This window comes from Evansella tamaricis, from assembly GCF_019042215.1.
Lineage (GTDB): Bacteria > Bacillota > Bacilli > Bacillales > Salisediminibacteriaceae > Evansella > Evansella tamaricis.
The window spans coordinates 1-16,033 of record NZ_JAHQCS010000110.1 but is presented as its reverse complement, the minus strand read 5'-3'; the positions used below and the strand labels follow the sequence as shown (position 1 = coordinate 16,033).

Below are 16,033 nucleotides of genomic sequence, written 5' to 3'. Positions count from 1 at the left end.
TAAAACAATGACATTCGATGAAACCTTTTTTAAAGTAAAACGTTACAATATAGTGTAACCTTTGTATGGAACACTAGAGAAGTCAATGGACAGCCACACATGAAAACACAAAATAGTGAGGTTTCAAATGATGTCGTCATAATCGAATTCTATTAGGGGAGGTAAAACCTATGCAAGAAGAACGTAAGATGATATTAAAGATGATTGAAGATGGGAAGATTACTGCTGAAGAGGGTTTACAATTATTAAACGCCTTAAAGAATGAATCTGGAAAAGCTTCTCAAACTGAAGAACAAAGTCAGCATGAAAATACAGAGCGTTCCGTTTCTAGGGATGTTGATTGGGAGAGCGGTTCCGACTATCGAAAAACAGAACGAAAAGTAAGCTCCTTTGCAACAAGGTTTTCTGAATTTATCGAAGATGCGGTTCAAAAAATAAAAGAGTTTGATCTTGATTTCAACTTTGGTTCCTCTGTGGAGATACAACATGTATTCCAACATCGGAATGCCTTGATTAAGGATGTAGATATCTCCGTAGAAAATGGAAGCATCACTTTCCAACCGTGGGACGAAAATGATATTCGGATTGAGTGTGGCGTTAAAGTATACAAAGTCCGTGATACTGATGAAGCCCGTAAGTATTTTTTAGATGAAGTATTATTTGATACAGCTAACGGAAGAATGCGGTTTGAATCCCGTAAGAAAACAATGAAAGTGAATGCTGTCGTTTACGTACCACGTAAGGACTTAGAAAAAATAAAATTATATACGTTTAATGGGAAAATTAGCGGTGAAAACGTAGCCTTCGATAAGTTTGAAGCACAAACGGTTAACGGCCGTATCGGTTTTGAAGAACTGGAAGGTAAAGTCGTCCGTCTAGAAACTGTCAATGGAACTATTTCAGTTAGTAAGCTGATTTCTGATAATTGTGATGCTAAGACAGTTAACGGAACGATTGCCATCTCTTCTGCTAAAGGGGAGTTAGAAGCGGAAACGCTGAATGGAACGATTCATTATACATTATTAGAACCGGCAAACAGCCGTGCATATATGAAAACAACTACTGGCAGTGTCACAGTCCATGTTCCTGATGGGGTTAAAACAGAAGGAGAAGTAAAATCAACGGTGGGTGGCATTAATTGTGATCTTCCACAACTTACAGTAATCGATGAAACGAAAGAATTCGGTAATAAGAAAATGTCGTTTTTATCAAATAAGAATGGGGAATACTCCTTCTACGTGGAAGCGGAGGCAACAACAGGCTCTATCACTGTTCGCAATTAATTTCCTAGAATTTAAGTAACTAAATGGATTTTTAATAGATACATGACCCACTATCTCTAGATGTAGTAGTAAACTATGCAACTTAAATGCAGCACTCGTAAGATCGGATGGAAAGGAGATGGATCTTCATGAGACGATTATATCGTTCAGTAGATGATCGGAAAATTGCAGGTGTATGTGGAGGGTTAGGGAAGTATTTTAATATTGACCCGACAGTAATACGAATTCTAGCCGTTATTCTGCTCTTTATGTCCTTTGGAACAGTACTACTTGCATATATTATCGGGACGATCATCATCCCTAATGAAACGGATGTTTATTAATGAGTTGGGCAGTACAAATTGTTGTCAATGCCGTTGTTTTGCTAATCATTTCCCATTTTTTTGCAGGGTTTGAAGTGTCGGGAATTGCAACAGCCTTGTTAGCTAGTTTTATCCTTGCATTGGTCAACGTCATTGTGAAACCAATTCTAATCGTTCTCACATTGCCAATCACCATTCTATCTCTCGGATTGTTTCTGTTCGTCATCAATGCAATCACACTTTGGATTACATCACTAATGATGGGAAGTAATTTTATCATTGACGGTTTCGGAATGGCAATTGTGTCAGCGATCATCTTTGCAGTATTAAGCGCATTGATTCACTCGACGATCGTCGATCCAGTTTCTAAAAGATAGCTGAGAAAACGGTTGGTGTATTCTCGGAATACGGATATTTAGGGCAATATTCCCTTGTTTGTAACTAATATAGATGCCAGTAAGCTAACTATAGGGAGCCTAACTGGCTCACCCCTTAATATTAGTTCACTATATAAAAAAGATGAGGAGGTTTTCAACCACATGGAAACCTCCCATTCTTTTTTTTGAACCAAATTGCTAAATGGACGGTTCCCTAATATAAAACAACTCCCTCCCTTAGGAACTCTGTAATATTTATTGTATTGTGGTGCTTTGGGTATGATAAAATGATAAGTGTCTTTCTAAAGGAGGTTAGCCTAAAATGGCAAAAGTAACTGCGAAAAATTTAATAGACGAGTTTAAACTGGAACTTCTTAATAATGAAGAGGATGTTGCGTTTCGTCCTATTACAACAAGCGATATCTCAAGACCTGGGATGGAAATGGCAGGTTTTTTTACGTATTATCCTGCCAAACGAATTCAGCTCCTTGGAAGAACGGAAATGTCCTTTTACGACACACTTTCCGAAGATGAAAAAAAGGATCGAATGGTTCGGCTTTGTACATATGATACACCAGGTGTCATTTTATCCCGGGGATTAGAGGCGCCTACTTATTTATTGGACGCTGCAGATGAAGTGGGTGTTCCAATACTACGATCTGATATGAAAACCACAAGATTAAGTTCTCAAGTTACTAACTTTTTAGAAGGTCAATTAGCTCCAATGACAGCGATGCACGGTGTTTTAGTGGACATTTATGGTGTTGGTGTTCTCATTACGGGATCCAGCGGAGTGGGTAAAAGTGAAACAGCCCTGGACCTTGTTCGCAGGGGACATCGTTTAGTTGCGGATGACTCGGTAGAAATTCGTCAGGAACATGACGGAGTTTTAGTGGGACAAGCTCCGGACCTTATTAAGCATCTCCTTGAAATTCGAGGGTTAGGTATTATCAATGTCATGACTCTGTTTGGAGCAGGGTCGGTTCGAAACTATAAGCGGATCGGGTTAGCGATTCACTTAGAACTTTGGGATCAGAAAAAACAATATGATCGTTTAGGTCTCGATGAGGATACGATTCGAATTTTTGACACGAATTTGCCCAAAATGACGGTTCCTGTTCGTCCTGGCCGTAACCTTGCTGTTATTATAGAAGTTGCGGCAATGAATTTCCGTTTAAAAAGAATGGGGATTAATGCGGCAGAGCAGTTTACGGAAAAGCTAGCAAATGTTATTGAAGAAGGAGATCGGGACGATTACTAAGGTTAATGAATAATTGTTAAAGAATTTCAATGAAATTTTTATAAAAACATGATACGCTTCATGTTTAGAATATTTAAGAGAAAATACAAGAGTCGTTCTGTTTATTATGATAAAGTTAGATATGTTAGGGTGGGAATTTCCCATCCTGGATTTTTTAAAAAGAGGTGTATGCCCGTTGATTACAATCGGAACAATTCAACCATTAAACCCGGTAGCTTTAGAACTAGGGCCCATTACAGTTTATTGGTATGGATTATTAATTGGTTTAGGTGCATTTTTAGGATATGTTTTAGCCACAAGAGAAGCAACAAAACGGGGATTACCGAAGGAATTATTCGCAGACTTACTTCTCTATGCTCTGCCATTAGCGGTAATTGGAGCGAGATTGTATTACGTAATCTTCCGCTGGGAGCAGTTCGCTGATAATCCGGCGAGGGCTTTTGCCATTTGGGAAGGCGGTTTAGCTATCCATGGTGCCTTGATAGCGTCTGTTCTAACAGCCCTTATCTTTGCGAAAAAAAGAGGATATTCCTTTTGGAAAATTGCCGATATTGCAGCGCCTAGTATTCTTCTAGGTCAAGCGGTAGGGCGCTGGGGAAATTTCATGAATCAGGAAGTTTATGGGGGGGAAGTATCCCGAAGTTTTCTGGAAAACATGATGTTACCGGAATTTATCATTAATCAAATGTATATTAATGGTGCATACCATCACCCAACGTTTTTATACGAATCGATCTGGAATTTAATAGGGGTTGCCATTCTACTATACTTACGTCGTGTCAATATGAGACGGGGCGAAATGTTTATCACATATGCGATCTGGTATTCTGTGGGCCGATTCTTCATTGAGGGAATACGGACTGATTATCTATTAATCGGTGATTTCTTACGGACTGCTCAGGTTGTGTCAATACTGACGGTTGTAGGTGGTATTATCCTGATAATCTATCGCCGAAAAAAGGGCATGGCAGATGCAAGATATTTAGATGAAGAACCAGTTAAGGGTAATAATAAGCCTGGCAATAAAAAAGGCGGTTCTAAATCTGGAGGAAAAAAGAAGAAAAAGAAATAGAATCGAAACAAGAAAAGCTGAAGCGGCTAAGGTTACGAGCTTAGGGCAGTGGAACCAGACAATGGCCGAAGGTTCCAAAACTTATTAATTACCTTTTATAAAGAGTTATAAAAGATGGCGTCCTGGAATCTGTTCCTTGACGCCATCTTTATTTTCGCAAATAATGAATGAGTAACGGTCACAAAATATTCGGGGACCAGGTCCCCGAATATTTTGTGACAATTTAAGGACGGAATCTTTTCTCGCAGGAGGTACCCATTGAAATGATAAAGACATTAAGAGAAGGACTTAAAGTGGGTCTCCATACCACATGGACGTTAGGAAAAATTATCTTTCCAATTACGTTAATAGTCACTATCCTGGGAGCTACTCCTTTGATGGGCTGGCTTACAAAACTTTTAGCACCGTTAATGGGGTTTATTGGATTGAGTGGAGAGGCGGCAATTCCTCTCGTTTTAGGTAATGTATTAAACCTTTACGCTGCCATCGGAGCCATGCTGACGATGGATTTAACGGTTAAACAAGTATTCATTTTAGCAGTCATGCTGTCCTTTTCCCATAATTTATTTGTGGAATCGGCAGTGGCTAAACAAGTTGGGGTAAAAATTTGGGTCGTTTTACTAGTGAGAATTGGTTTAGCATTGTTTTCTGCATGGTTGATAAATCTCACTTGGCAAGGGGGAGGGGACCTGGCAAAGTATGGTCTCGTACCTTCCAATAGTGGAGAAGAAGTGACTGGTATTTGGCCAGTTGTTTTGCAGGGAATAGAAAGCGCCTTTTTTGGAATTTTTCAGTTAGCGCTCATTGTTATCCCAATAATGATCTTTATACAAGTAATGAAGGATCTCAAGTGGCTTACTATATTCTCCAAATGGATGTCTCCTTTTACAAGAGTATTAGGTATAAGGGAAAACACATCCACCACGCTTGCTGCAGGGATTGTATTTGGGCTCGCATACGGTGCAGGGGTTATGATTCAAGCAGTAAAGGAGGATGGTGTCAGTAAAAAGGACATTTACCTTGTTATGATTTTCTTAGTGGCTTGTCATGCAGTCATTGAAGATACCCTCTTATTTGCACCATTAGGCATTCCCTTATGGCCGTTACTTCTAATCCGACTGTTAACGGCAATAATCTTAACGATAGCCGTAGCGGTTATTTGGAATCGACTGGAGAAGAATAAAAAGGAATATGGGGATGGTGATTCCGTTCTGGAAAGTGAAGACTATCCTGCAGAAAAAAGCTCATAAGTAGGAAAAAATCTGCTAGTTGTAGTGGGCTAAGTTGTCACAAAATATTCAGGGACCAGGTCCCCGACTATTTTGAAAAATAAGATAAGTTTCGGCACCTTCGGGCAAGTTGTCTAGCTCCACCGCCTACTCGCATGGGAACTGAAAAAGTGGTGCTTTTCCACTTTTACAGTCCCAAAGCAATGAGCGTAGCCGTCGCAATCTTTAAAAGCTTGATAGGAGTGGTTTTCTCCTATCAGGCGAGCGACGAGCGCAGCCATTGCCATACAAATAAAAGAAACTGAAAAAGTGGTTTTAAACTTTTTCAGTTACTTCTTAATTACTACGGGGCACTTCGGAAGTGACAACTGAAGTCAAAGAGCGGACTTCAGGTTGTCATTCCTCCACTGCCCTACGTTCGTGACCAAAGGCGGTTGCGCTTTTCTTATGACAGGATAGATTGTATCAGCAACGTTCCACCGAACGTATAATTCGTTATTAAGCGAAAGGAGTAGTGATGTTAATGTCAGATCGACAAAATGGTTTTGCGGGATCCTCACAGGAAAATTCAGTAGGAGTTTTAAATGATATTGATACGATCCTGTTTGATTTGGATGGTACACTGATTAATACAATTGATTTAATTATCGCTTCCTTTTTACATACGATGGAGGTGTATTACCCTGGAAAATACAAAAGGGAAGATGTGATCTCATTTATCGGCCCACCTTTATCAGAAACATTTGAACTATTAGATCAGGAAAAAGTAAATGAGATGACGCAGACTTACCGCTCGTTTAATCTAGAAAAGCATGATGAACTTGTAACAGAGTATGAAGGTGTTATGGAGACGTTGGAAGAATTAGAAAAAAATCATTTTAAAATGGCAATTGTAACAACGAAGCGAAGGGAAACGGCTTTGAAAGGTTTAAAATTAATGGGAATCGACCGTTTTTTTGACGTGGTCATCTCTTTGGACGAAGTGACAGACTATAAACCACACCCAGAACCACTAGAAAAGGCGATGGCTGCGTTAGGTTCAACTCCTGGAAAAACGTTGATGGTTGGTGATAGCCAACATGACATACTTGGTGGTAAAAATGCAGGAACAAAAACAGCAGGTGTTGCGTGGAGCGTTAAGGGGTCTGAGTTTTTGAACCAATATGATCCTGACATTATGTTGGAAAACATGAAAGATTTACTATTTCATTTAGGAATTTCATAACAAAACGGGTAATATGGATGTAAGCGGAGAACGATGAAAGTGGGTGTATTAGAATGAGACGAACGACGCGTTACCAAGTAGAAGAAGCAAACTCCCTATGGCAAGTTTATAAAACCGTCTCCTTTTTGAAAGTTGTTAAAAACTTCATCGTGATTCAAGTGGCCAGATATACTCCAGTACTTTCAATGAAAAATTGGCTGTACCGTACATTCTTAAGAATGGATGTTGGTGATAAGGCAGCGGTTGCTTTAATGGTGATGATGGATATAATGTTCCCGGAAAAAATAAAAATTGGGAAAAATACGGTGATCGGCTATAACACAACCATTCTTGCCCATGAGTACTTAATTAAAGAGTATCGCCTTGGAGAAGTAATCATTGGTGATAATGTCATGGTCGGAGCTAATACAACCATTTTACCAGGTGTTGAAATTGGTAATGATGCCATTGTTTCTGCAGGCACTTTAGTACATAAAGATGTACCGGCAGGTTCCTTCGTGGGAGGAAACCCGATGCGAATTATTAAAACAAAAGAGGAACGGGAAAAGGAAGAAGTGGACAACCTCGAGACGAAGTGAGTCTCGAGGTTTTTCTTCAAAGATAGAATTTATTGGTGTTGGAACCATTGGGAAACGATAGTAATGACCTTATTAGGATCTGGTCACACTAAAATGCAAATAAAAATATAATTTAATGTACTTTTTTTATTGACGATCGTGTCATCCACATGTAAACTACTAACTAACATCTTTATTTCATTAGCACATTAGTGAACTAAAGCGTAAAACAAAGGTGATCGAAGGAGAAGGATAAATGTAGGCTCTCAACTGTTCAAAGTTGATTATTACTACAGGATTTCGTCGTTTTCTCTTCCTTTACAATCAAGGTTCAATTTTAAAATTTAGCCTTATAAAAGATCAACATTAGCCTTTAACATAGCTTAAAATTATAATGGAATGATAGCCTACAGTTCATTAATTGGATTTAGCCGTTTTTCCTGTAAGTCTGTACGTCAAATATCATTCAATCAGTCTTTTCATATAAACCATAACCGTTCACAAAAAATACCGGGACCTGGTCCCCGAACTTTATGTGACAATCTGTCACAAAATTGTGCGGGAGCAGGTCCCCGACAATTATGTGACAAAAACCAATTGAGGTGTTTAGGACGATGACAAAGTTATTCATGTTTGAAAAACCGGTGGGAATGAAAGATACCCTCCCGGAACTGTACCAACTGAAAAAAGAAGTAAAAGATGCCATCGCAAAAGAGGTGACACAATGGGGGTATGCCGCAATCGAGACCCCGACACTCGAATATTACGAAACAGTAGGCTCTGTATCTGCGATTACAGATCAACAACTGTTTAAACTATTAGATCAAGAGGGGAATACATTAGTGCTCCGTCCGGATATGACAGCGCCGATTGCCAGAATTTCAGCATCCACCTTAAAAAATACCCAACGGCCGCTTAGGTTAACATACGATGCTCCAGTATTCCGTTCTCAGCAGCGTGAGGGAGGGAAACCTGCCGAATTTGAACAAATTGGTGTTGAACTCATTGGAGATGGATCGAACAGTGCCGATGGAGAAGTGATTGCGCTCATGATGTCGTCGATCGAAAAAGCCGGACTAGAAAACTATCAAATTGCAGTAGGGCATATAGGCTTTGTAAATGCCTATCTATTTGAAATTCTTGGAAACGAAGCACGAGTGGAAGTGTTTCGGAGATATTTGTTTGAGAAAAACTATGTTGGGTTTAGAAAGGAAGTGGATCAGCTTCCCCTTTCTTCCATTGATCAGCGCCGGTTAAAGGAACTCCTCACATTAAAAGGGGGACCGGATATTATCAATAAAGCACGCCAGCTTGCTGAAAGTGAACCGACAATTAAATCCCTTCAACAACTGGAGCAATTAATAGAAGTACTGGAAGCCTATAATTTGAAAGACAATATCTTGCTCGATTTAAACCTCGTGATGCATATTAGCTATTATACCGGTGTTGTCTTTGAAGCATACAGCGAAGGACTTGGGTTTCCTATAGGGAGCGGAGGACGTTATGACGGCCTTCTGGAAAAATTTCATGATCCGGAACCGGCAACTGGTTTTGGCCTGCGACTGGACCGGCTGACAGAAGCGCTGGGAAAAACAAAAGAAGCTATCCGTAACGACATGTGTATTATCTTTAGTAATGAAAGACGCAAAGAAGCAATGGAAAAAGCGAAACAATGGAGAGAGGAAGGGCATACCGTTGTCATGCAAGACCTAATTGGTATCAGCGATGTGGATGCTTATTCTGCCCAATTCAATAACGTAACTTATTTCGTTGGATCCAATGGAAATGGGGGGCATGCCAAATGATGACACCCGATTCGAAACTATTAACCGTTGCAATGCCCAAGGGCCGTATTTTTGATGAGGCAGTTGCATTATTAAGGAAAGCCGATTATCCATTGCCACCAGAATTTGATGAATCCCGAAAACTTATCATTGATTCTCCAGAAGCGGGGATGCGTTTTATCCTTGCCAAACCGATGGATGTTCCCACATACGTGGAACACGGCGTAGCCGACGTTGGTGTGGCTGGAAAAGATGTGCTATTAGAAGAAAAACGGGATGTGTATGAAGTACTTGACTTAAAAATAAGTGCCTGCTATATGGCCGTAGCCGCACTCCCCACGTATAATCCGAAAGCAGACATCGCGCCTAAAATAGCGTCCAAATATCCAAACCTCGCGTCATCGTACTTCCGGGAGCAGGGAGAACAAGTGGAAATCATCAAGCTAAACGGCTCCATTGAACTGGCGCCAATCATTGGTCTTGCGGACCGGATCGTGGATATCGTCTCCACTGGAAGGACATTGAAGGAAAACGGCCTCGTGGAAATTGAAACGATGATGCCAATTACATCGCGATTTATTGTTAATCCTGTGAGTTACCGTACAAAATCAGAGCAAATTGATGATATGGTAGAACGGATAGCAGCAGTCGTGGAAGGGGAGAAAAACCAGTGAAGATCATTCCATTAACGGAAAACATCACATTGAGACGATCCATTGATCAAGGAACTGGAGAACAGAGGAAAGCAGTGGAAGAGATCGTTCAAACCGTCAGGAAAAACGGAGATAACGCAGTCCGTCAATATACAAACCAATTTGACGGTGTGGATCTCGATCCTAAGACGAACCAGCTCTTAGTAACCCAGGAGGAAATTGATACAGCCTATGCCAATACAACCAACGAAACCATCGCTATCATCCGTGAAGCTGCAGCTAATATCCGCGACTTCCATGCACGGCAAGTACAACAATCTTGGATGACAACCAAGCCTGACGGAACGATCCTCGGGCAGAAAGTTACACCACTCGATGCCGTTGGTATATACGTACCAGGAGGCCGTGCTGCCTATCCATCAACGATACTCATGAATGTGATTCCAGCACAAGTTGCCGGTGTCCAACGGATCGTGATGGTTTCCCCACCGCAGAAGGATTCTACACTGAATAACACCGTTCTCGTCACTGCAGCAGAACTTGGAATTACCGAAATTTATAAAGTAGGTGGAGCACAGGCTGTCGCAGCCCTTGCATACGGAACGAAAACCATTGCTCCCGTAGATAAAATCGTCGGACCAGGAAATATTTATGTTGCTTTAGCAAAGCAGCAAGTTTTCGGAACCGTCGCCATCGATATGATTGCAGGACCGAGCGAAATAGCCATCCTGGCAGACAGCACTGCCAATCCAGCTTACATCGCTGCAGACCTGCTGTCCCAGGCAGAGCACGATCCCCTGTCATCAGCCGTTCTCGTGACGACAGACGAAACACTAGCAGAAGCAGTGGCAAAAGAAGTAACAGAACAACTTCAAACACTACCGAAAGAAGAAATCGCCACCGCCTCTATCCAGGATTTCGGAGCGATCTACTTGGCAGCATCCTTGCCCGAAGCAATCCAGGCTATTAACGAACTGGCAGCAGAACACCTCGAAGTACTAGTAGCTGACCCTTGGGCGATTCTCCCGCAAATTCGCCATGCAGGAGCTATTTTCCTCGGTGAAAACAGCTCTGAGCCTGTAGGTGATTACTTTGCCGGACCGAACCATGTCTTGCCAACTAACGGAACAGCGAGGTTTTCCAGCCCCCTTACCGTAGAAGACTTCACTAAAAAATCAAGCATCATATCCTATAGCAAACAAGCAATTCAACAAAACGCATCGAAAATTGCAGCCTTCGCGCGACTAGAGGGATTAGAAGCCCATGCCCGAGCTGTGGAAAAACGATTGGAGGAACCCAAAAATGAGTAGCCGTGAAGCGACGATCCACCGTAAAACAAACGAAACAGAAATAATAGCCATGCTCAATCTCGATGGGGAAGGGAAGGCACAGCTCGATACCGACGTCCCATTCATGACACATATGCTCGACCTCTTCACAAAACACGGACTATTTAACACCAAAATCGTGGCGAAAGGGGACACCGAAATCGACGACCACCATACGACCGAAGATATCGGCATTGTCTTAGGAGAAGCACTTAAGGCCGCCCTTGGGGATAAAAAAGGGATTCGTCGTTACGGCAACGCGTTTGTGCCTATGGATGAGGCATTAGCCCAAGTGGTTGTGGACCTCTCCAATCGGCCTCATCTGGAATTCAAAGGAGAACTCCCATCGCAAAAAGTCGGTACCTTTGACACCGAGCTCGTGCATGAGTTCCTTTGGAAGTTTGCCCTTGAAGCAAGAATGAACCTGCACGTCATCGTTCATTACGGACAAAATACACATCATATTATTGAAGCAATCTTTAAAGCCCTTGGTCGTGCTTTGGACGAAGCCACTCAAATTGACCCAAGAGTAACAGGAGTTCCATCTACGAAAGGAAGCTTAACATGATAGGAATTGTTGATTATGGAATGGGGAATCTTCACAGTGTCACGAAAGCATTGGAACGGATTGGCTATACCCCATTTCTTTCTGAAAATATAGACGAACTGGCAAAAGCAGATAAATTAATCCTCCCTGGTGTGGGATCGTTCCGAGATGGAATGCGCGAATTGAAGGATCGGGGTTTGGATGTTTTCCTTCAGGAATGGGCAGAGAATAACCGGCCATTATTGGGAATCTGTCTAGGGATGCAATTACTGTTTGAACAAAGTGAAGAAAATGGAGATACGGAGGGATTAGGCCTTCTTCCAGGTCGAGTGGAACGGTTCCCTGGCATCACTAGTGAGGGGGAACGCTACAAAGTACCACACATGGGATGGAACCGACTCCGTTTTCACCAAGAAAGTCATGAGATCTTAAAGGATGTTTCTGACGGTCACGTCTATTTTGTTCATTCTTATGTGGTAAAGACGGAGGCGGAAGAGGTAATCGTCGCATCGGCGGATTATGATGTGGTCGTTCCGGCAGTCGTTGCGAAGGGTTCTGTCTGGGGAACGCAGTTTCATCCGGAAAAAAGCAGTACTCTCGGCATGCAAATGCTAACGAATTTCACATCAGGGAAAGGGGAGTGATCTGTAATGTTTACCATTTATCCAGCAATCGATATTCGTGGCGGAAAATGTGTCCGCCTTATCCAAGGTGACTATAATCAGGAAACAGTGTACGGTGATTCTCCCTATGACATGGCGGCGGGTTTTGCAGAGAAAGGGGCAAACTGGATCCACATGGTGGATTTGGACGGGGCTAAAGCTGGGGAGCCAGTGAATCATGAGGTTGTCCTGAAAACGGCAAAAGCCCTCCATGGGCGTGCACAAGTGCAGGTAGGTGGGGGCATCCGGACAAAAGAATCGGTGCAGTCTTACTTAGACGGAGGAGTGGCGCGGGTAATCTTAGGTAGTGCTGCCATCTCTCATCCCGAGTTTGTGAAAGAGATGCTTTCTGAGTATGGGGGAGATCGGGTTGCCATCGGGATTGACGCGAGGGACGGTTATGTGGCCACTCACGGATGGTTGGAAACGTCGACGGTCAAAGCGGAAGAATTGGCAGAAGAATTAGCGCGATTTGGGGCGGAAACATTCATCATGACGGACATTTCACGGGATGGGATGTTGTCTGGACCGAATGTGGAAGCGATCGCTAACCTTGGTAAAGTAACGGGAAAACAAGTGATTGCGTCCGGGGGCGTGAAGGACATGGATGATGTCCGAGAACTTGTGAGGCGATATCATTCCGGTGAAGGTGTCGCAGGGGCCATCATCGGCAAAGCATTATATACTGGCCGGGTATCACTGGAAGAGGCGTTACGGGAGGTGAAGGGATAGATGCTGACGAAACGAATCATTCCCTGTTTAGATGTGAAAGAAGGCCGTGTCGTAAAAGGGATACAGTTTGTCAGTCTTCGGGATGCAGGTGACCCTGTGGAATTGGCGGCATTTTATGATGAGCAAGGGGCAGATGAACTCGTTTTCCTCGATATATCCGCCTCCCATGAAGGCCGGGAAACGATGGTAGACGTCGTTGAAGAAGTGGCAGGAAAACTGGCGATTCCCTTTACCGTTGGAGGTGGAATCAATTCATTGGAAGATATGAAGCGGATTTTGCGGGCAGGTGCTGATAAAGTTTCCGTAAATACAGCAGCCGTGCTGCGTCCTCCATTAATCCAGGAAGGTGCTGACTTTTTTGGCTCGCAATGTATCGTCCTCGCTATTGATGCCAAGTGGGATGAAGAGCTTGGTTCGTGGCGTGTTTATACCCATGGCGGCCGGAAACCGACAGAGCGGGATGCAGTGAAATGGGCTCAGGAGGCCGTGGCCCTTGGAGCCGGAGAAATTCTTCTCACAAGTATGGATCAGGATGGGGAAAAAACTGGTTTTAATATAAGTCTCACGAAAGCTGTCAGCGAAGCCGTTTCGGTTCCAGTCATCGCATCGGGCGGCGCCGGGGCAAAGGAACATTTTTATGATGTCTTTGAAGAGGCCCGAGCCGATGCAGCACTCGCAGCTTCTATTTTTCACTATCGGGAAACATCTGTTGAAGAAGTGAAAGTTTTTTTAAAGCAAAGGGGGCTTGAAGTGCGATGAGTGACGAAAAGTATGTGGATGACGAAAATGGGTTGGATGTAAACTTTCAGCTAGAGACGGTGAAGTTTGATCATGCTGGTTTAATTCCAGCAGTGGTTCAGGATTATCAAAGTAAAGAAGTGATTACACTCGCTTATATGAACCGTGAATCGCTGGAACAGAGTTTGAAGTCCGGGGAAACGTGGTTTTACAGTCGTTCAAGACAGGAACTTTGGCATAAGGGGGCAACCTCTGGTAATACACAACGAATTGTGGAAATGCGATTAGACTGTGACCAGGATGCGTTGGTGGTACTCGTTGAACCGGCGGGACCTGCCTGTCACACGGGAACGTATAGTTGTTTTACGAAAGTGACCGGTGAGGACACGCATCAGGTTGCTTCTCACGGGGATCGATTTGCGATAATTAACCGGTTGGAACAAGTCATTGCAGAGCGAGATGCAGAACGACCAGAAGGATCTTATACAACGTATTTATTTGAAGAAGGCGTGGATAAGATACTAAAAAAAGTTGGCGAGGAAGCATCAGAAGTGATCATAGCCGCAAAGAATCGGGATAAGGAAGAGTTAACGTGGGAAAGTGCCGATTTACTTTTTCATATGCTCGTGTTACTCCGGGAGCAAGGACTACCAATAGATGCTGTATTAGAACGTTTGGGGGAAAGACACGGGGGAGCAAAGGGAAAATAAAGTCGATTCCGAGTTGTCCCCTCTACTTTTTGGACAAACTGCAAAGGGAATTGTAAAGGGGCCAGGGTTTCGATTTTTTCGAGACCTGGCCCTTTCCAAAGCTTTCCATCGTTGTTTGATGGAGGACTCCCATGTTATACTGCATATATTATGAGCGTAAAATGTGTTAATGAAATGTTCTCATTATTTCATTAGTTTACTTTTTACTGTCGCTGAGTTATTATTGTTTTTCTTGGGATTGGAGGTTTACAACATGCGAGAACTTAATTCACAAAAGAAGGGGCAGATTATCCCTTTTATGAAAGACGGGTCTTATTTTTACAAAAAGGGAATTGAAGCCTATAAAAATCATCAATTAGACCAGGGAATCAATTATATAGAGCGAGCCATTCAAATGGAGCCGGAAGAACCGGTTTTTCTTTGTCAACTGGCTATTATTTTATCGGAAAAAGGGAATTTTGAAGAAGCAAATAAATGGTTGGAAAAGGTTCTCTCAGAGGTGGATGATTCCATGGCGGAATGTTACTTCTTTATGGCAAACAACCTTGCTCATATGGGTCACTTTGATATGGCGATTACACATTTGAAGAAATATATCGAAATGGACCCCGAGGGGGAGTTTGTAGAGGACGCTCATTCTCTCATGTTTATATTGGAAGAAGAGGACTTAGAGTTAGGAGAGGACTTTGAATATACATTGAAGCCTACCCCACTAGACTCAATTGTGGATTTACTAAATAAAGGAAATTATGATGGTGCTGAAAAAGAGGCGAGGGGATACCTTCTAGAAAAGCCTAAAGAGTGGGATGTCTATGCCTATCTGGCAGAATCCCTTATGTATCAAGGGGAACTTGACCAGGCAAAAAAAATCTTGCAGGATCTCCTTCTTAAGGAAGAACCGAACTTCTTAGCCCAGTGTTTAATGACAACGCTTCTCTTCTTGGAAGGAAATCCTGATAAAGAGATCTGGAGTAAAAACCTTAAGAATTTAAGACCGATGAAAGATTGGCACTGTTATTACTTAGCAAAAACGCTGTTTTTTTCAGGGGAGTATTCTATCGCTTATAAATGGTATCAGAAGCTTTACCGTGGGAGCGACTTTCGGAAAACACCACCCTATTTCCATCAGATGGCCATTGCCGCATGGAAGAATGGGAATAGGACGAAGGCGAAGTACCTATGGGAAAAAACACGATCTATTGATCATGAAAACGAGGAAATAGCATCGGAGTATTTAAAAGTTTTATCTGCGGCTAAAGACGGAGTAATCCCTGAAGATGGCTGGTTTATATACTCTGCCCCTTCCTTAGTCGCAAAACCTATTGAATAACAATGGGGGACTTAGCTTGGAGCAACCAGACACTTCCCTTGTTTATGTGTATAGGCAGAATGAAGAAGAATGTAAAAGTTAATAATAGAGTAAAAACAAAGGAAAGGAAAATGATTCTTTCCTTTTTCTTATTTGAAAGGTAAGAAAGTTTTTGCACCTTCGGGCAAGTTGTCTAGCTCCAGCGCCTACTCGCTGCGGGGCACTTCGGAAGTGACAACTGAAGTCAAAGAGCGGACTTCAGGT

Annotated in this window: 17 protein-coding genes; all 17 read left to right on the top strand. The window is 42.5% G+C overall.

Annotated features, from left to right (window positions below; translation table 11 throughout):
- Window positions 1–170 precede the first annotated feature (170 nt).
- On the top strand, window positions 171–1,283 hold the full coding sequence (locus tag KS419_RS13690) for a DUF4097 family beta strand repeat-containing protein (RefSeq protein WP_217066952.1): 1,113 nt from the start codon (window positions 171–173) through the stop codon (window positions 1,281–1,283).
- 128 nt (window positions 1,284–1,411) lie between these two features.
- Window positions 1,412–1,606, top strand: coding sequence for a PspC domain-containing protein (locus KS419_RS13685; RefSeq protein WP_217066951.1), 195 nt, complete (start codon window positions 1,412–1,414; stop codon window positions 1,604–1,606).
- Window positions 1,606–1,962 carry a phage holin family protein gene (locus KS419_RS13680; protein WP_217066950.1) on the top strand — a complete coding sequence of 119 codons (357 nt, stop codon included), beginning with the start codon at window positions 1,606–1,608 and terminating at the stop codon, window positions 1,960–1,962. The genes KS419_RS13685 and KS419_RS13680 overlap by 1 nt, the downstream gene beginning before the upstream one ends.
- Window positions 1,963–2,284: 322 nt before the next feature.
- Window positions 2,285–3,223 carry an HPr(Ser) kinase/phosphatase gene (hprK, locus tag KS419_RS13675; RefSeq protein ID WP_217066949.1) on the top strand — a complete coding sequence of 313 codons (939 nt, stop codon included), beginning with the start codon at window positions 2,285–2,287 and terminating at the stop codon, window positions 3,221–3,223.
- A gap of 175 nt (window positions 3,224–3,398) precedes the next feature.
- Window positions 3,399–4,295, top strand: coding sequence for a prolipoprotein diacylglyceryl transferase (lgt, locus tag KS419_RS13670; protein ID WP_246594073.1), 897 nt, complete (start codon window positions 3,399–3,401; stop codon window positions 4,293–4,295).
- Window positions 4,296–4,561: 266 nt separating this feature from the next.
- Window positions 4,562–5,545: a nucleoside recognition domain-containing protein gene (locus tag KS419_RS13665; protein ID WP_217066980.1), complete on the top strand. Its 984-nt coding sequence runs from the start codon at window positions 4,562–4,564 to the stop codon at window positions 5,543–5,545.
- A 502-nt stretch (window positions 5,546–6,047) separates the two neighbouring features.
- Window positions 6,048–6,749 (top strand): pyrophosphatase PpaX, encoded by a 702-nt coding sequence (ppaX, locus tag KS419_RS13660; RefSeq protein ID WP_217066948.1) that lies wholly within the window; start codon window positions 6,048–6,050, stop codon window positions 6,747–6,749.
- A 53-nt stretch (window positions 6,750–6,802) separates the two neighbouring features.
- The gene (locus tag KS419_RS13655) at window positions 6,803–7,327 is read left to right on the top strand and encodes an acyltransferase (RefSeq protein ID WP_217066947.1); all 525 of its coding nucleotides are present in this window, start codon (window positions 6,803–6,805) and stop codon (window positions 7,325–7,327) included.
- 593 nt (window positions 7,328–7,920) lie between these two features.
- A complete protein-coding gene (locus KS419_RS13650) occupies window positions 7,921–9,111 on the top strand; it encodes an ATP phosphoribosyltransferase regulatory subunit (RefSeq protein ID WP_217066946.1) in 1,191 nt (396 codons plus the stop codon).
- Window positions 9,108–9,764, top strand: coding sequence for an ATP phosphoribosyltransferase (gene hisG, locus KS419_RS13645; protein WP_246594068.1), 657 nt, complete (start codon window positions 9,108–9,110; stop codon window positions 9,762–9,764). The genes KS419_RS13650 and hisG overlap by 4 nt, the downstream gene beginning before the upstream one ends.
- A complete protein-coding gene (hisD, locus tag KS419_RS13640) occupies window positions 9,761–11,053 on the top strand; it encodes a histidinol dehydrogenase (RefSeq protein WP_217066945.1) in 1,293 nt (430 codons plus the stop codon). The genes hisG and hisD overlap by 4 nt, the downstream gene beginning before the upstream one ends.
- A complete protein-coding gene (gene hisB, locus KS419_RS13635; protein WP_217066944.1) occupies window positions 11,046–11,639 on the top strand; it encodes an imidazoleglycerol-phosphate dehydratase HisB in 594 nt (197 codons plus the stop codon). Before hisD ends, hisB begins: the two co-directional genes overlap by 8 nt.
- Entirely contained in the window at window positions 11,636–12,262 is a 627-nt protein-coding gene (gene hisH / locus KS419_RS13630; RefSeq protein WP_217066943.1) for an imidazole glycerol phosphate synthase subunit HisH, read from the top strand. Before hisB ends, hisH begins: the two co-directional genes overlap by 4 nt.
- Before the next feature lie 6 nt (window positions 12,263–12,268).
- Window positions 12,269–13,012, top strand: a complete 744-nt coding sequence (gene hisA, locus KS419_RS13625) for a 1-(5-phosphoribosyl)-5-[(5-phosphoribosylamino)methylideneamino]imidazole-4-carboxamide isomerase (protein ID WP_217066942.1) — start codon at window positions 12,269–12,271, stop codon at window positions 13,010–13,012.
- A complete protein-coding gene (gene hisF / locus KS419_RS13620) occupies window positions 13,013–13,771 on the top strand; it encodes an imidazole glycerol phosphate synthase subunit HisF (protein WP_217066941.1) in 759 nt (252 codons plus the stop codon).
- Entirely contained in the window at window positions 13,768–14,460 is a 693-nt protein-coding gene (hisIE, locus tag KS419_RS13615) for a bifunctional phosphoribosyl-AMP cyclohydrolase/phosphoribosyl-ATP diphosphatase HisIE (RefSeq protein ID WP_217066940.1), read from the top strand. Before hisF ends, hisIE begins: the two co-directional genes overlap by 4 nt.
- 253 nt (window positions 14,461–14,713) lie before the next feature.
- Window positions 14,714–15,790, top strand: a complete 1,077-nt coding sequence (locus KS419_RS13610) for a tetratricopeptide repeat protein (protein WP_217066939.1) — start codon at window positions 14,714–14,716, stop codon at window positions 15,788–15,790.
- The last annotated feature ends 243 nt before the right edge of the window (window positions 15,791–16,033 follow it).